This window comes from Bradyrhizobium sp. AZCC 2289 (assembly GCF_036924615.1).
Lineage (GTDB): Bacteria > Pseudomonadota > Alphaproteobacteria > Rhizobiales > Xanthobacteraceae > Bradyrhizobium.
This window is the reverse complement of sequence record NZ_JAZHRY010000001.1, coordinates 10,263,827-10,279,821: the sequence shown is the minus strand read 5'-3', so window position 1 is coordinate 10,279,821 and position 15,995 is coordinate 10,263,827. Positions and strand designations below refer to the sequence as shown.

Sequence of the window (15,995 nt, the reverse complement as noted above, 5' to 3'; positions counted from 1 at the left end):
CTTGGGCTTGTCGCCTCGTGGGGAGATCGCTGGGTCCCCATGGCCTGAATTAACTGCCTGCCGCGCGCGCTGTCAACCGTTCTCGCGCGCACCTCGCACGAGCGGCTTGCGAAGACTTGCATTCGGAACTAGTTTGCAGCTGTTCGGGGACAAAGCAGGCTCCCCGTCAGACGGCCCTCCGTCCAAGCTCTGCGCACACTCGACGTGTCGAGGATTGCGCATGGACCGGAACGGGCCGTTATTTTTTTGTTCCCGCAGATCTGTTCTGACCGCTTTTCTCGCCGCGTGTTACCTCGCGGATGTGGAACTGTTCGCGTCCGCGCAAACAGGAGCTGCCATGATTGCCATTGATCAGATGACACAGGGGTCGCCGCCTCCAGGTTTCACTTTCGCGAAGACCGGGCGGGGCGGAGAGGGCGCGTGGACGGTCAACGCCGACAAGACGGCCACGGGCGGCCGCGCGATCGAGCAGACCAGCACCGATCGCACCGACTACCGGTTTCCGCTCGCGATCCATGAAAGCCTGTCGGCCTCCAATCTCAATGTGGAAATCCGCTTCAAAGCGGTCGCCGGCAAGATCGATCAGGCCGGCGGCATTGCCGTGCGGCTGCGGGACGCCGACAATTACTATGTGGCCCGCGCCAACGCGCTGGAGGACAATGTGCGGTTCTATCGTGTCGTCGATGGCCGGCGCGAACAGCTGGGCGGCGCCAACCTGAAGGTCACCCCCGACGAATGGCATACGCTCGGCCTGCGCGCCGAAGGCGAGCGTTTCACCGTCTCCTATGACGGCAAGACGCTGTTCGGCGTCACCGACCAGACCTTTACGGAAGCCGGTGCGCGCTCTGGACCAAAGCCGACAGCGTGACGCGCTTCGACCGACTGACAATCACGACACTGCCATAGCAGATTGATTTTGGGATCAATTTGGTTTCACAAAGGCACCGATGACGAGCACTACGACTGAATCAAAGGCGTCAACCGGAAACACGCTGATCGCGCTGCTCTACACCGCGCGGGGCCTGCGCGGATTCGGCGACGGCTTTGCCATCGTCATCCTGCCCGCCTACATGACGGCGCTGGGGTATGACGCGGTTGCCGTTGGCCTGGTGGCGACCGCCTCGCTGCTGGGAACGGCGCTGCTGACCCTGATCGTCGGCTGGATCGCGCCGCACCGCGACTTGCGCGCGCTCATGATTTTTGGCGCGGGCTTAATGGCGGCCACCGGCGCAGCCTTTCCCAATGTCGAGCACTTCGTCCTGATCGCGCTGGTCGCGTTTATCGGCACCATCAACCCGTCCGGTGGCGACCTCGGCGTTCTCGTTCCGCTGGAACATGCGGTGCTGGCGCACAGCGCAACCGACGAGCGGCGGACCCACATCTTTGCCCGTTACAGCCTGATCGGCGCACTCTGCACGGCGGCAGGCTCGCTGGCTGCGTCATTGCCCGATTTCCTGGTTTCAGCTGGCAGCACGAGGCTCGGCGCGTTTCACCTGATGTTCTACGCCTACGCCGCGCTCGGCGTTCTCAGTGCGGTGCTTTATCGTCGGGTTCCGCACGCGCCGGCCGAAGAGAAACCGCCGCAGGCGCCGCTCGGACCATCGCGCGCCACGGTCTACAAGCTCGCCGCGCTATTTTCCATCGACGCCTTCGCGGGCGGCTTCGTCGCGCAATCCTTGCTGGTGCTCTGGCTGTTTGAACGATTTGATCTCTCGTTGTCGGCGGCCGGACTGTTTTTCTTCTGGTCGAGCACGCTCAGCGCGTTTTCCTATCCGGTCGCGGCCTGGATCGCCAGGCGCGTCGGCCTCGTCAACACCATGGTGTTCACGCATATCCCCTCCAGCCTGTTCCTGATCCTGGCGGCGTTTTCGCCCAATCTGTACGTGGCACTCGGATTGCTGCTGCTGCGCTCGGCGCTGTCGCAGATGGACGTGCCGACCCGCACCTCCTACGTCATGGCCGTGGTGACGCCGGCGGAACGGCCGGCCGCCGCCAGCGTCACCGCCGTACCGCGCAGCCTGGCCTCGGCGATCAGCCCGGCGATCTCGGGCGCGCTGCTGATGACGGCCTTTTCCGGCCTGCCGCTGGTGGTCTGCGGCACGCTGAAGATCGTCTACGACCTCGCATTGCTGTTTTCGTTCCGGCACATCAAGCCTCCAGAGGAGGAGACCTGACGGTTCCGGCGAATATCAGCGTTGCGCAACCGCGGTCTTGTCGAGCGCCGCGCGGACCCCGTGCGCCAGTTTCAGGGCGTCGTCATCAGCCCAAAAATGGATGAAGAACATGCGCGGGTTTTCGTCGAGCATGTGGCTGTGGATCGCGGTCACTTCGATATCGCCGGCGCGCAGCGCCCGGATCAGCGGATTGACCTCATTGCCCGTCACCAGGAAATCGCCGGTGATCGCGGCTTTGCCGTTGCCGGTCGGCTGAAAGTTGATGGCGTTGGCGCCGCCAAGCGCGGCGTTGACCTGCATGGCGCCTTCGGTAGCCGGCTCGCGCCGGGGGATGCCGAACTGGTAGACGCCGCCATTGGCCGTTCCCTTCGCGCCCATGACCGCGTCGATCTTCGCGGTGTCGAGATCGATGGCCGGAGCCGGGCCTGCGGTCGTCGCCGGCGAATCGAACGGCGTCTTGCTTGCCGATGAAAGCGCCGAACGGATCGACGCTGCCATTTTCTCAGGGTCGCCGTGGCCGGCGACATGCATGTAGAACGTGGCGGGAGCGGCGCGAAGAATGTGATTGTGGATCGCGGTGATATCCAGGCCGCTTTCCAGTAGCTTGGTCATGACGGGCGTAATTTCCGTCTCGAGCAGCACGAGGTCGCCCATCAGCATGGCCTCGCCATGCATCGGCGCGAACGCCACCCATCCGCCCAGCGCCAATGCCGGCTTGATCGAGACGCCGTCCAGCGTGACGTGCAGGTCGGATCGCGGCAGGCCGTAGCGGTGAACTTCGCCGCTGACGGCCGCGGTCTTGCCCAGGGCGGCGTCGACCTTCTTCCAGTCGATGTCGGCGGCGCGGGCGGGCGAGGACAGCAGCAGCGCCACGCCGAGTGCGAGCGGGGTGAGGGGATATTTCATGATTTTTCTCCTTTTTGCGCCCCAGATATTCGGCCGCGTACAGCGGGAGTCCGGCGATGCTTGATGCTGCGCGGCCGAGTCTTGACTGAATGCTGGATGAGATGGATCAGGACATGCGTCTGCGCCCCTCGCTCAAGCGGGACGCGATACTTGGGCATGTCGCCTCATGGGGGGATCGCTGACCCCCATCCCCACATTACAATCGCACCGGCGCGGACTGTCAACGCGGCCGCCGCTTTGGCGTTGCGCGGACATGGAACTTTCCGCGCGACAATCCAGGTTGGAACCTGGCCGCAAGAGCACGCCTACTAGTAGCTCTGCACAGTGATTTTGACAGGTTGCGTCTGGCAGTCAGGTTAGCTCCGGCAGGTGTTTTGGATCAACGAGGACCTCGATGCTGCGAGGTGTCCTTGGCTGCCGTCTGATGAGGCCGGCGCGTTCAAGCGTGAGCACCATCTGGTGAACCGAAGGCGGGCTGACGCGAAAGTATTCTTGCATGTCGGTTTCCGCCGGGGGTCTGCGGTGCAGACGCGTATAGAGGTGGATAAAGGCCAGGTACTGCCCCTGTTTGGGCGTGAAGGTTTTTGCCGAAGGACTCACGCCGGCCATCCGATTCAGTTGTTTGTGCGTGCCTCGAACGAGGAGGCACGCATGAATGTACGCTATCGGGTCGAACTGAGCCAAATCGAGCGCATCGAACTCAAGGCGCTGCTCAGCGGCGGCAAGCATGCGTCTCGCAAGCTCAAGCGAGCGCAGATTTTGCTGGCCGCCGATGCCGGGGCCAGCGACGAGGAGATCGCGAAGAGCGTCGGCGTGGGCGGCTCGACCGTGTACCGGACCAAGCGACGCTTCGTCGAAGGCAATCTGGAGCGGGCGCTGAGCGACGAGCCGCGTCCCGGGGCGGAGCGCAAACTCACGGGCAAGGAAGAAGCCTTGCTGGTGGCGACAGCCTGCGCCAGCCCTCCAGAAGGCCGTGCCCGCTGGACGCTCAAGCTGCTGGCAGGTGCGATGGTCAAGCTCACCGAACACAAGAGCCTGTCGCATGAGACGGTTCGGCGGCGCCTGGCCGAAAATGGCCTCAAGCCCTGGCGCAAGGACATGTGGTGCATTCCGCGGGTCGATGGCGAATACGTCGCACGCATGGAGGACGTGCTCGACCTCTACGCCGAGGCGTCCGACCCCAAGCGGCCGGTGGTGTGCTTCGACGAAAGCCCGGTGCAACTCATCGGCGAGGCCCGTCAGCCCATCCCGGCCGAGCCCGGCCGGCTCGAACGTTACGATTACGAGTATCGTCGCAATGGCACGGTCAATCTCTTCGTCCTCCTCGACGTGCATCGTCCCTGGCGCAAGGTCAAAGTCACCGAGCGGCGAGCGGCAGAAGACTACGCCCAATGCATGCGCGATCTCGTCGACATCCATTATCCCGATGCGGAGGCCATCCGGGTCGTTCAGGACAATTTATCGACCCACTCTGCCGGCGCCCTGTATCAGGCGTTTCCGCCCGCCGAAGCCCGGCGGGTTTTGCGACGGCTCGAGTTCCACTACACCCCCAAGCACGCAAGCTGGCTCAACATGGTTGAAATCGAGATCGGCGTCCTGCGGGGCCAGTGCCTGGATCGCAGGATCGACGATCCCAAGCGACTGCGCCGCGAAATCGCCGCCTGGGAACGCCAGCGAAATGCTGCTCGCTCACGCATCAAATGGATGTTCACAACAGACAAGGCCCGCACCAAAATGGGCCGCGCCTATCCCGCTACTTCCAAAGAGTCATAATCACTGTGCAGAGCCACTAGATCATCAAGACAATTCCCGACGCCAGCAGCAGCACCAGCACCCGAGCCACGTGCCGGCGAACAACGCCGGCAGCCCGATCAGGAACAGTTTGATGATATCCGGCGTGATCGCACCCTTGGCGCCGATCCACAGCGCGCTCATCAGGAAGATTGCCACCGCAACCGGCTGAAACACTGTGCGCTGCACGTCCTTGGGCCAGCCGCGCAGGCCGCACCAGATGGTGACGAGGATTCCGGCCAGCCCGGTGACACCGCCGAGCACGCCGTTGAAGAAGCCGATGCCGGCATCGGCCGCGGCGCCGCCTGCGGTGACCGGTTTGATCGCCGGACGAAACAACGCGTAGAGGCTGTACAGCACCAGAAAGACCCCGACGCCGATGCGCACATGCGCCGGGTTGGCCCAGGTCAGGATGCTGACACCGACGGGAACGCCGAGGGCCGCGCCCAGCACGAACGGCCAGAGTTTTTTCCAGTCCAGCGCCCCGCGCAGCTTCCAGACCGAGTAGCCCTGCACGATCAGGCCGAAGGCGATGATCAGCGTGGCGGTCTGCAAGGGTGTCAGGATGTAGAGCCAGATCGACGCGGCGACGAGGCCGAAGGCAAAGCCGGAGAGGCCCGCAACCAGCGCGCCGGCGAATGTGGCCAGCAGGAAAAGCGGAATCTCGAGGGGAAATCCATCCATGTGCTCGCTCCAAACAAAAGCGAGCAGCGCTTGAATGGGATCGCCATTTCACGGGGACGCCGCGACGTCCCCGCTGCAGGCTATGCCCGAGAGGGCCGTGCGCGCAAGATATTTGCAAAAGCGTTGACGCGATCTCCCGGCGATGAACTAGGGTGGGCCCAACAGGGGGATCGCCATGCACACATTCGCCGCCACCGGCGCAGGTTTTCTGCTGGCCGTATTGTGGTTCGATCTGATGTTCGACGTGCAGACGCGCAAAGCGTCGAGCGAAGTGCTGCCGCCGGAAGTGCTGACGTCGATTTCGGCCTATTACCGCTGCGTCACTACCGAGGCCTATCCGATGAACCGCTTGATCGCGCTGGTCATGCTGCTGACACTTGCCGCCATTTGTGCGGAAATTGTGCAGGGCGAATACCAGTGGTGGGTCGGCTGGGGCTCGCTACTCCTGGCGGGCAGCGGTTTCGTGCCTACGATGATACGGACCGTTCCGAACGCGCGCAGGCTTGGAAGCGCGCAAGATTCGGCGGGAGAGCGGTCGCGGCTGGCGCGCGGGGTTTGCCGCGATCACATGTTCAGTTTCGCAAGGATGAGCGCGGTGCTGATCCTGCAGCTGATTGCGCGATAGGACCAGCGGCGCGATCGGGAGACGCGTGTGGGCGAATGGGTAGGCGTTGCGATCGCGCTGGTCTCGAGCAGCCTCGGCGGCACCGCGGCGGCGATCACGCGCTATCTCGCCGGGAATACCGACCCGATCACGCTCGCCATTCTCAGATGGGGAATAGGATTTCTGTGCGTGCTGCCGGCGGCAGTCCTGCTCAAGGCGAAGTGGCCGCAGCGCCGGGATTGGCCGGCGGTCGCGGCCCTCGGCTTTTGCTTCGCGTGTTCTTCGTTCTCTACAACATCGCGATATCGTACACGACCGCGGCCCGCGCCAGCCTCGCGCTGGCGACGCTGCCGCTGCACACCATGGTGGTCGGCGCCTTGCTCGGGATCGAACCGCTGACGATGCGAAAATCGCTCGGCGTCGGCATCGCCGTGCTCGGCGTCATCGCAGCGCTCGCATCGGGACTTTCCACCGCGCCGGCGGGGGCGTGGCGCGGCGAATTGATCATGACCGGCGCCGTGCTGTGCATGGCCTTCTACAACGTCTTGTCCCGGCCCTTCATGCAGCGCTCCAGCGCGCTCGGCTTCCTCACCGTCGGTATGGGGACGGGTGCTGCGGCGTTGATCCTGGTGGGCTCCGTGACCGGCAGCGTCGCGGCCCTGAGCCATTTCACGCCGCCGCAATGGATCGCGGGCCTCTATCTCGGCATCGCCGGTGGCGCGCTGGCGTTCATCCTCTGGGTCAAGGCGCTGGAGCGGGCGACGCCGACGCGCGTCGCCAACACCATGACCGTCAATCCGGTCGCGGCGGCGCTGCTCGCGACCCAACTCGTCGGCGAGCCGATCACGCCCAATCTCGTGCTTGGATTGGTCGCGGTGTTCGCCGGCATATGGATCGCGACGTCGGAGATCAAATAAGCGTAACCGGCGACGAATGACGGCGGCAATGAAGTAGTATCTCGCCATCGGCCTGTTCGGGTCCGTCGATGGGAGCAATCAATTGAAACGAATGAGAATAATAAGCCTTGCCGTGCTGCTGCTGCTGCTGTCAGCTGCGCTGACCATCGGTCCCGGCCATGCGCAGCCGGGCAAATCCGGCGTCGAGAAACTCTACGTTCTCAATTGCGGCGAGGGGGTCGCCGGCGATATTTCGCGCTGGTCGCCGGGAATCAACGAAGGCAAGTCGATGGACTTCGTCGACACCTGCTACCTGATCAAGCACGCGCAGGGCTGGTTCCTGTGGGACACCGGGATTCCGGACGCGGTCGCGGAGATGCCGAACGGGCTCGCGCCGGCCGATCCCAAGGCGGTGTTCTGGCGCCGGCCCAAGACGCTCGCCGCGCAACTCGACCAGCTCGGGGTGAAGCCATCGGATATCAAGGCGATGGCGGTCTCGCACACCCATCCCGACCATATCGGCAATGTCGAGATGTTTCCCGACACCATGCTGTATGTGCAGAAAGCCGAATATGACTGGCCCGGCGCCAACAACGCGCCCCGATTCAAGCCCGAGCATCCCGTCACAAAGCTGGAAGGCGACCGTGACGTGTTCGGCGATGGCAGCGTGACCATCCTGTCGACGCCGGGGCATACGCCCGGTCATCAGTCGCTGCTGGTGAAGCTGCCGAAGACCGGCGCCATCGTCCTGACCGGCGATGCCGTTCATTTCAAGAGCAACTGGGACAATCGCGGCGTGCCCGTGAACAATTTCAGCAAAGACGAGACTCTGGCCTCGATGCAGAAGATCTCGGACACGCTGACCAAGGAGAAGGCGCAGCTCTGGATCAACCACGACAAGGCGCAGCGCGACGGCTTGAAAATGTCGCCGGAGTTTTACGACTAGGCCGCGGCGATCGCCTCGATCTCGATCATGAAGTCGGGCCCATACAGCTTCGATACCTCGACCAGCGTCACCGCGGGTGCCGCCGGTGGCGTGACCGAGCCGAAGAAGCGGTTGCGCGCCTCGCGGTAGCGGGCGAGATTGTTCATGTTGGTGAGGAACACCGTGAGTTTGATCAGATTGGCGGCCGTGCATCCGCTGGCCTGCAAGGCGATCGTGAGATTGTCGAATACTTGCGTCGCTTGCGCCGCAAAGTCCGCCTTGCCGACCACATTGCCGTCGCGATCGAGCGCAGTCTGGCCGGCGATGAAGATGATGCGGCCGGCGCTGACATCGACGATCTGCGAATAGCCGGGCGGGCTGCCGAGTTCCGGCGGGTTGATGCGGGTAATCGAGGGCGCTGTGTCGTTTGCCATTCGGGCATCCTCAAAGATCGTCGTCCCGGCCCATATGCGCAATTGCGCATCAGGAGCCGTGACCCATGACCACAGGCCGTGGTTTCGGGCACGCTGGGGCGATATCTGATATCTAATGTAACGACCAGCGCCTGTGGGTCCCTGCTTTCGCAGGGACTACGTTAGAATGGACCACGCACGTGACGCTCAATTGCGCGGCGCGGACATCGGCGGCGGTCCGATATTGATCGCCTTCTTCGGCTTCAGCGTTCCGACATAGAACGACAATCCGGCTACCAAAAACAGGCAGACCAGATAGACCGCATAGGATTGCGGTGGCGTGATCGCCCATTGCACAAAGCCTTTGGGGGCTGCTGCCGGTTCTTTTTCCATGCCGTCTTGTGCTTCAAACCCATCGCCAAGGGAAGCGCAAATTCAGCCCGGCGGTTCCGAAGCCGGCGGACCCGCGCGCAGCAGAAACAGCGCAGCGAGCGCCGCCAGACTGAGCGCGGAGGAGACGATCAGGATGCGGCTGCCCATGCTGTCGATCAAGAGGCCGAACGCCAGGGGAGCTGCGGCCTGCGCCATCCGCGCCGGCGCGCCGATGATGCCGAGACGGTAGGCGTAGTTATTGGGGCCGAAGATGGCGAGCGGCAGCGTCCCGCGTGCAATGGTCAGCACGCCATTGCCGGCGCCGTGGAAGATCGCGAACACGCTGGCCGCGCCGCCGCCCACCAGCGCCACGATGATCGCGCCGATCGGATGGGTGAGGCAGGCAAGGCGCGTGGAGACCAGCGGATGGTAACGGCTGAGCAGGCTGGCCTCGACGATCCGCGCCGCGACCTGCGCCGGACCGATCAGCGCGCCGGCCGCGATCGCCTGCACGGATGTGGCGCCGGCCGCTTCCAGGATGCGCGGGAAATGCGCCGCCATCGCGCCGGTGACGCTCCAGGCCGCGGCAAAGGCGAACGCCAACAGCGCCATGGTGCGATCGATGGGAATGTGAGGCTTGACGGCGTTCGCCACCGCGGCTTTGGCGCCGGCGACCGGCGGCAGCATCAGCCAGTTGATCGGCAGCCCGATCAGGATGTGCGCCGCCGCCCACGCAAAGCAGGTGTTGCGCCAGCCGATGCTTTCCAGGCCCCAGGCGGTCAACGGCCATCCGACGGTGGAGGCAAAGCCCGCTATCAGCGTAATGCCGGTGATGGAGCGGCGCGCAGCATCCCCATAGATGCGCCCGAGCGCGCCAAAGGCCGCGTCGTAGAGCCCGGCGCCCATGCCGATTCCGAGCAGCAGCCAGGCCATGATCAGCATCGGTATCGAATAGGTGAAGCCGAGCAGCGCCAGCCCTGCGGCCAGTGTCAAATTGGAAATCGAGAGCACCGACCTGCCGCCGACCAGGTCGATCTGGCGCCCAATGCGCGGACCGAGCAGGGCCGATATCACCAGCGAGGCGGAGAAGGCGGCAAAGATCCAGTTCGAGGAGACGCCGAGATCGCGCCCGATCGGATCGGCCAGGATGGCGGGCAAATAATAGCTCGATGCCCAGGCCAGCGTCTGCGTGGTGCCGAGCGCCAGGATGATGGGAAGCTGGCGCTGGCTCATGCTGGAAACATCTCTTTCAGGTCTTTCAGGAATCGCCGGGATTGACTGCGGTCTAACATTTCTATAATTCTAGATATATGGAATCAGAGCAAGCCATTCTTGCACTCGCGGCTCTCGCCCAATCGACGCGACTGGGCGTGTTCCGGCTGTTGGTGAAGCACGAACCCAACGGCCTCGCCGCGGGGGAGATCGCGCGGGCGATCGCGGTCCCGCAAAACACCATGTCGGCGCATCTCGCCATCCTTGCGCGCGCTGGCCTCGTGATGAGCGAGCGGAAGAGCCGCTCGATCATCTACCGGGCGGATTTGGCGGCGTTTCAAAACCTGACTTCGTTCATGGTTGAAGATTGCTGCGGCGGACACGCAGAGCAATGCGCGCCGATCGCCGCGTGCAAGCCCGCGCGCGGCAAGCGCGCAAAAGTTACGGCCTGAGGGAGACACATCATGAAGCGCCTTCATGTTCACGTCGCGGTGGAGAATCTTCCACAATCGATCGGCTTCTATTCGGCACTGTTCGCCGCGCAACCGGCCGTGGTCAAGACCGATTACGCCAAGTGGATGCTCGACGATCCCCGGGTGAACTTTGCCATTTCGACGCGCGGCCGCGAGGCGGGCCTCGATCATCTCGGTATTCAGGTCGAGAACGCCGATGAATTGCAGGAGGTGTATGCGCGGCTGCGTCAGGCCGGCGGCAATATCGTCGAACAAGGTCAAACCGCATGCTGCTACGCCAAATCGGAAAAGGCGTGGATTGACGATCCGGCAGGAATTTCCTGGGAAACCTTTCTCACCACGGGCGAGAGTACGACCTATGGCGATGGCACCGGTGAGCGCGTGGCCCGCGTGGCGCACGAAAAGCAAGGCGCCTGCTGCGTTCCGCAAGCCGCGCCGTCAGCTGTGAACTGATGCCCAACTTTGATTTGCCGCGCCGCCTGACCGCGGAGGCGCTGGGGACTGCGCTATTGGTCGCGACCGTGGTCGGCTCCGGCATCATGGCGGAAAGCCTCACCAGGGATGTCGGGCTGGCGCTGCTCGGCAATACGATTCCGACCGGCGCGATCCTGGTGGTGCTGATCACGATTCTCGGGCCGATTTCAGGCGCGCATTTCAATCCGGCGGTGACTTTGATCTTTGCGCTGAAGCGGGAGCTGGCGCCAGGCGAGACGTTGGCGTATGTGGCGGCGCAAATTGCCGGCGGCATCGCCGGAACCGTAATGGCGCACGCGATGTTCGCGCTGCCGCTGCTGGATGCCTCGCTGAAAGCGCGAACCGGCGGCGCGCAATGGCTGGCCGAAGCCGTGGCAGCGTTCGGCCTGGTTGCGACCATTCTGGCGGGCGTCAAATTCAATCGTCCGGCGATCCCCTGGCTGGTTGGCCTTTACATCACGGCGGCCTATTGGTTCACGTCGTCGACGTCGTTTGCCAATCCAGCCGTCGCCATCGCGCGCTCGCTGACCAACAGCTTTTCCGGAATCCGCCCCGTGGATCTTCCCGGCTTCATTGCCGCCGAGTTCGGCGGCGCGATCATTGCACTGGTCCTGATGAGCTGGTTGCTGCGCGCCGGAGGCGAGGGGGCACCACTTGCGAAGGAGGCTCGATCATGAGCGTGACGATCTATCATAATCCGGCCTGCGGCACCTCGCGCAACACGCTGGCGATGATCCGGCAGAGCGGCGAGGCGCCGGAGGTGATCGAATATCTGAAGACTCCGCCCGATCGGGCGCGGCTGCTCGAGCTGATCAAGGCCATGGGAATTTCGGTGCGCGCGCTGCTGCGCGAAAAAGGCACGCCCTACGCGGAGCTTGGGCTCGCCGATCCCAAATGGAGCGACGACCAGCTGATCGATTTCATGCTGGCGCATCCGATTTTGATCAACCGGCCGATCGTGGTGACGGATAAGGGCGTGCGGCTGTGCCGGCCGTCGGAATTGGTGCTCGATTTGCTCGACCATCCCGCCGACAGTTTTGTGAAAGAGGACGGCGAAGTGGTCGCGCGGGCGAAATCTTAAGCGCCGCGGCACACCTTTCGCTGGTCAGGATTGCACGGCATAATAACGTATGGAACTCACACCCCGCCTGCGCCTGATGAACTGGCTGGTCAGCCAGGGCCTGACCGGCCTGCCCGAAAACGACCTGATCCGCGGCTTCTGCCAGCGCTGCTGTGCCGCAGGCCTGCCGGTGTCGCGCGGGCTCGTCTTCATCGACACCCTGCACCCGATCTTCGAGGGGCGCGGCTTTCGCTGGAACGACAGCGAAACCAATGAAAGCGACGTCTTCGAATATGGCTCGACCAGCGGCGGCGACGCTGGCGAGACCTGGCGGCGTTCGACCTTCCATCACATGCTCGAACATGGCCACGACGAGATGGTGATCGATCTCGCCGATTGCCCCTCGCTCGACTTCTCGATGATCAACGATCTGGCCGACAAGGGCCACAAGCATTTCGTCGCCTTCGTGCATCGCTTCGGCGAAGCTGGCACGATCGGAGAAATGGATTGCTTCTATTCCTACTGGACCACCCGTCGCGACGACGGTTTTGGTGAACAGGATATGGCCGCGTTGCGTGACCTCGTGCCGGTGCTGGGGCTCGCGATCAAGTCCGCCGCGCACGCCGACATCGCACGAACGCTGGGCCGGGTCTATCTCGGCCGCGACGCCTCCGAGCAGGTGCTGAGCGGAAAAATCACGCGCGGCGTCACCGAGAAGATCAAGGCGGTGCTGTGGTTTTCCGACGTGCGCGGCTCGACCGCGATCAGCGAAAGCCTTAGTCCCGATGAGATCATCCCGTTCCTCAACGACTATGCGCAGGCCTCCATCGATGCCATTCATGAGGCCGGCGGCGAGGTGCTGAAACTGATCGGCGACGGCGTGTTGGCGATGTTCACGCATGAGAACGTGGCGGTGGCCAAACGCGCGGCATTGCGCGCCGAGTTCCAGTTCCGCCGCAACTTGAATGCGCTCAATGCGCGCCGCGCCGCCGGGGGGCGGCCGACGACGACGGCCTATGTCGGCCTGCATATCGGCCAGGTCTTCTACGGCAATATCGGCAGCGAGGACCGGCTCGATTTCACCGTGGTGGGGCCGGCCGTCAACGAGGTCAGCCGCATCGCCTCGATGTGCAGTTCGGTCGATCGGGAATTGTTGATGTCGTCCGCGTTCGGCACCGGCCTTGATGCGACGGGACGAAAATATCTGGTGTCCACCGGCCGCTTTGCGCTGCGTGGCATCGGCCATGCGCAGGACCTCTACACGCTCGATCCGGATATTGCCGCGGACGAGGTGGTGGCGGGAAAATACGAGCGGTATCTGACGGGCTAGGCGTGCTGCGGCGAAGACTTTCAGGCCCAGAAACGCGAAAGCCCCGGACAACCGGGGCTTTGCGTCGGTTGCGAACCAAAACGATCAGTAGCGGGCGACGACGGGGCCGCCGAACTTGTAGCTGACGCCGACGCGCGCGACGTGGGTATCGGTCGCATTCCAGCTGAACAGAATTGGAAATGTCGGAAACGCCGGGTTGTTGGCCAAATTCGATTTGCCCGACAGGTGATAGAAGAGATATTCGGCGCGAAGGATCCAGTTGTTCGTCAGCATCCATTCGCCGCCGCCGCCAACGACGTATCCAGACGACGTTGCGCTGAATGGATTGCTCCAGTTGTTGCTGCCGGGCAAGGTGTTGACGAAGGACGCGTTGTAATCGAAGCCGCCCCAGGCGCCGCCTCCGGTCACGTAGAGGAGGACGTTCGGCACAACGGTATATCCAGCCCGCACCCGCGCGCTCGCCAGCCATTTGAGGTTGCGGGTGAACGATGTCGGTTGGGCGGGATCCGGCACGCCGGCTGTGCTAACCGGGATGACCCTGATCGACGAATTGACGTCGGCCGCCGAATAATCGCCTTCGACGCCGAGCACCCACTTGCTGGCGAAGGCCCAATTGTAGCCGCCATGGACGCCGCCGATGACGCCCGAGCCCTGCGAACTCGTCAATGTCGGCGCGAGGCCGAACCCGGGGAACGGAAGGTAGTCGGCGCGGAGATCGCCCTTGTTCCAGGCGCCGCCGACGTTGACGCCGATATAGAAGCCGGACCAGTCGTAGGCCGGGCTGACGATTGGCGGGGCCTTGGTGTACGGCCGCGCCGCCTGATCGGCAGCGGAGGCGCTGCCAATCGTGCTGACCGCCAGCGCCAAGGATAGGATTGATTTCGCGAAGGCCATAATTTCCGGTCCCCAGACTAATTTCATCTCAGAAAAGGTGAATCTATAACAACGGTTTACACGCGTATCGGACGGCGTTCGATAGTCGGAGCACACGGCTAGGTTGGAATTCTCGCCGCAGTTGCCGAAATGTCGCGCCGCCTCGGGAAAACTGAGCGGGTTCGCCGACCATCTCCGGCTGTCGCGCCAGCGAGACCGCGGGCGACGCCAGGATCACCAGTGCCTGGACGCCGAAGATCGCGGCAGCGAGATAGCGGCATCAGCCGCGAGCAGGATCTTTACACGCTCGATCCCGATATTGCCGCGGATGAGGTGGTGGCCGGGAAATACGAGCGCTATCTGGCGGGTTAGGCCGGCTTTCTCGCGCGCATCGTGTACAGTCCAACCGCGACCAGCGAAAACACCGTCAGCACAATACCGAGCGCGAACATCGCCTCGTGCGATACCGTTGCCGTCAGCCACACCCCGATCGCCGCCGTCATCATCTGCCAGAAGCCGACCAGCGCGGAGGCTGCTCCTGCTCTCTCGCCGAATGGGGACAGTGCCTGTGCCGTGCCTAACGGATTCACGATGCCCATGCCGAGCAGGAACACGCTCATGGCGGCGAGGAACGGCAGGAAGGTGGGCGTGAACAGCGACACCAGCAGGATCGCGACGCTGCCGGTTGCGGCGGCAAAGAGTCCGCCGCGGATCGAGCGGTCGAGCCCGTAACGCGGCGCCAGCTTCGTTGCCAGCATGCCGGCGGCGAATACGATCATCACGGTGCCCGCGAAGAACAGGCCGAGTTCGATCGGCGAGAAATGCAGCGCCTCGATCAGGACGCGGGGCGAGGCCGAGAACATCGAAAACAATCCGCCCATGATCAGGCTGACGGTCGCGGCCGGCACCAGAAAACGGCGGTCGGCGATCAGGCCAAGATAGTTTTTGGCGATCGCCAGCGGATCGAGCGGGGTGCGCGTCGCGTGATGGGTCTCGCCGAGCACGGTGCCGTAGGCGACGGCGCCAAGTCCGGCGAAGGCTGCGACCAACGCAAATTCGGAGCGCCAGCCGAAATAATGGTCGAGCGCGCCGCCGAGCAGCGGCGAGAAACCGGGAGCGGCCGCCATTGCGATCATGATCAGCGCCATCGCGCGCGCCAGTGCGGCGCCGGAGAACATGTCGCGCGCTATGGCGCGGGACAGCACGGATGTCGCACAGGCGCCGGCGGCCTGGATCACGCGGCCGGTCAGAAGGCTCGGCAGGTCGGCGGCCAAGCCGCACCAGACGCTGCCGGCGAAGAACACGGCGAATCCGATCAGCACCGGCCAGCGGCGGCCAAAACGATCCGAGATCGGCCCGACCACGAGCTGGCCGAGCGCGAACACCGCGAGGAAGATGGTGATGGCGGAAGTGACCGCCGCGCTGGTGACGTTCAGCGAGGCCGCCATCTGCGGCAGCGAGGGCAGCAGGATGTTGGTCGCGAGCGTCCCGGTCGCCGCCAGCACGGCAAGCACCGCGATCTGCAGCACGGTCGAGGAGATCTCCGGACGGGGAGCTGCGTCGATCGCTAAGGTCTGGTCGGCCATGGGGACTCCCGGTCTGATATGAAATGACGTATATCATACAAAGCGGGATGGGGAAGCTATTTGAAGCGAGAAGAGGGGGCGTTGGAAGAAATTTAGGAGAACGTGCCTATAAAACCCGTCATTGCGAGCGAAGCGAAGCAATCCATCTCACCACGAAAAGAAAGAATGGATTGCTTCGCTTCGCTCGCAATGACGTCCTAGGTTAGCGCATGGACGAGACGG

18 protein-coding genes and 1 pseudogene are annotated in these 15,995 nt (G+C 63.6%); 12 read left to right on the top strand and 7 right to left on the bottom strand.

From position 1 onward, the window contains the following. Window positions 1-337 precede the first annotated feature (337 nt). Together V1289_RS48555 and V1289_RS48550 are read left to right on the top strand one after the other, a co-directional pair. Window positions 338-868, top strand: a complete 531-nt coding sequence (locus tag V1289_RS48555; protein ID WP_334406968.1) for a hypothetical protein — start codon at window positions 338-340, stop codon at window positions 866-868. A gap of 79 nt (window positions 869-947) precedes the next feature. Further along, window positions 948-2,174, top strand: coding sequence for an MFS transporter (locus V1289_RS48550; RefSeq protein WP_334406966.1), 1,227 nt, complete (start codon window positions 948-950; stop codon window positions 2,172-2,174). 15 nt (window positions 2,175-2,189) lie between these two features. On the opposite strand, the gene V1289_RS48545 is transcribed toward V1289_RS48550, so the two are convergent. Next, the gene (locus V1289_RS48545) at window positions 2,190-3,080 is read right to left on the bottom strand and encodes a DUF1259 domain-containing protein (RefSeq protein WP_334406964.1); all 891 of its coding nucleotides are present in this window, start codon (window positions 3,078-3,080) and stop codon (window positions 2,190-2,192) included. A 651-nt stretch (window positions 3,081-3,731) separates the two neighbouring features. Between V1289_RS48545 and V1289_RS48540 the strand changes: the two genes are divergently transcribed. Next, a complete protein-coding gene (locus tag V1289_RS48540) occupies window positions 3,732-4,853 on the top strand; it encodes an IS630 family transposase (protein ID WP_334407964.1) in 1,122 nt (373 codons plus the stop codon). A gap of 24 nt (window positions 4,854-4,877) precedes the next feature. On the opposite strand, the gene V1289_RS48535 is transcribed toward V1289_RS48540, so the two are convergent. Further along, complete coding sequence (locus V1289_RS48535) at window positions 4,878-5,555, bottom strand: sulfite exporter TauE/SafE family protein (RefSeq protein ID WP_334406962.1); 678 nt, start codon at window positions 5,553-5,555, stop codon at window positions 4,878-4,880. 175 nt (window positions 5,556-5,730) lie between these two features. Between V1289_RS48535 and V1289_RS48530 the strand changes: the two genes are divergently transcribed. The 3 genes and pseudogenes from V1289_RS48530 (at window position 5,731) to V1289_RS48520 (ending at window position 8,001) form a co-directional block, all read left to right on the top strand. Then, window positions 5,731-6,180, top strand: a complete 450-nt coding sequence (locus V1289_RS48530; protein ID WP_334406959.1) for a hypothetical protein — start codon at window positions 5,731-5,733, stop codon at window positions 6,178-6,180. Between the two features lie 27 nt (window positions 6,181-6,207). Then, a pseudogene (locus V1289_RS48525) lies at window positions 6,208-7,076 on the top strand (DMT family transporter). Between the two features lie 91 nt (window positions 7,077-7,167). Then, the gene (locus V1289_RS48520; protein WP_334407962.1) at window positions 7,168-8,001 is read left to right on the top strand and encodes an N-acyl homoserine lactonase family protein; all 834 of its coding nucleotides are present in this window, start codon (window positions 7,168-7,170) and stop codon (window positions 7,999-8,001) included. On the opposite strand, the gene V1289_RS48515 is transcribed toward V1289_RS48520, so the two are convergent. The 3 genes from V1289_RS48515 to V1289_RS48505 form a co-directional block, all read right to left on the bottom strand. Then, the gene (locus tag V1289_RS48515; RefSeq protein ID WP_334406957.1) at window positions 7,998-8,414 is read right to left on the bottom strand and encodes a RidA family protein; all 417 of its coding nucleotides are present in this window, start codon (window positions 8,412-8,414) and stop codon (window positions 7,998-8,000) included. The two genes, V1289_RS48520 and V1289_RS48515, sit on opposite strands and share 4 nt — an antisense overlap. 186 nt (window positions 8,415-8,600) lie before the next feature. Then, complete coding sequence (locus V1289_RS48510) at window positions 8,601-8,786, bottom strand: hypothetical protein (RefSeq protein ID WP_334406955.1); 186 nt, start codon at window positions 8,784-8,786, stop codon at window positions 8,601-8,603. Window positions 8,787-8,828: 42 nt separating this feature from the next. Further along, window positions 8,829-9,998, bottom strand: a complete 1,170-nt coding sequence (locus V1289_RS48505) for an MFS transporter (protein WP_334406953.1) — start codon at window positions 9,996-9,998, stop codon at window positions 8,829-8,831. Between the two features lie 77 nt (window positions 9,999-10,075). Here V1289_RS48505 and V1289_RS48500 point away from each other — a divergent pair, with 77 nt between their 5' ends. The 5 genes from V1289_RS48500 to V1289_RS48480 are packed head-to-tail and all read left to right on the top strand — an operon-like array spanning window position 10,076 to window position 13,314. Then, window positions 10,076-10,429: an ArsR/SmtB family transcription factor gene (locus tag V1289_RS48500; RefSeq protein ID WP_334406951.1), complete on the top strand. Its 354-nt coding sequence runs from the start codon at window positions 10,076-10,078 to the stop codon at window positions 10,427-10,429. 12 nt (window positions 10,430-10,441) lie between these two features. Further along, a complete protein-coding gene (locus V1289_RS48495) occupies window positions 10,442-10,903 on the top strand; it encodes an ArsI/CadI family heavy metal resistance metalloenzyme (protein ID WP_334406949.1) in 462 nt (153 codons plus the stop codon). Then, complete coding sequence (locus V1289_RS48490; RefSeq protein WP_334406947.1) at window positions 10,903-11,601, top strand: MIP/aquaporin family protein; 699 nt, start codon at window positions 10,903-10,905, stop codon at window positions 11,599-11,601. The genes V1289_RS48495 and V1289_RS48490 overlap by 1 nt, the downstream gene beginning before the upstream one ends. Then, window positions 11,598-12,005, top strand: coding sequence for an arsenate reductase (glutaredoxin) (gene arsC, locus V1289_RS48485; RefSeq protein ID WP_334406945.1), 408 nt, complete (start codon window positions 11,598-11,600; stop codon window positions 12,003-12,005). Before V1289_RS48490 ends, arsC begins: the two co-directional genes overlap by 4 nt. A gap of 49 nt (window positions 12,006-12,054) precedes the next feature. Further along, window positions 12,055-13,314 (top strand): adenylate/guanylate cyclase domain-containing protein, encoded by a 1,260-nt coding sequence (locus V1289_RS48480; protein ID WP_334406943.1) that lies wholly within the window; start codon window positions 12,055-12,057, stop codon window positions 13,312-13,314. 84 nt (window positions 13,315-13,398) lie between these two features. Here V1289_RS48480 and V1289_RS48475 read toward each other — a convergent pair whose 3' ends face one another. Further along, complete coding sequence (locus tag V1289_RS48475; RefSeq protein WP_334406941.1) at window positions 13,399-14,208, bottom strand: outer membrane protein; 810 nt, start codon at window positions 14,206-14,208, stop codon at window positions 13,399-13,401. Window positions 14,209-14,427: 219 nt separating this feature from the next. Here V1289_RS48475 and V1289_RS48470 point away from each other — a divergent pair, with 219 nt between their 5' ends. After that, window positions 14,428-14,559, top strand: coding sequence for a hypothetical protein (locus tag V1289_RS48470; RefSeq protein WP_334406939.1), 132 nt, complete (start codon window positions 14,428-14,430; stop codon window positions 14,557-14,559). Here the strand turns inward: V1289_RS48470 and V1289_RS48465 are convergent. After that, the gene (locus V1289_RS48465; RefSeq protein WP_334406937.1) at window positions 14,556-15,773 is read right to left on the bottom strand and encodes a multidrug effflux MFS transporter; all 1,218 of its coding nucleotides are present in this window, start codon (window positions 15,771-15,773) and stop codon (window positions 14,556-14,558) included. The two genes, V1289_RS48470 and V1289_RS48465, sit on opposite strands and share 4 nt — an antisense overlap. Between the last annotated feature and the right edge of the window lie 222 nt (window positions 15,774-15,995).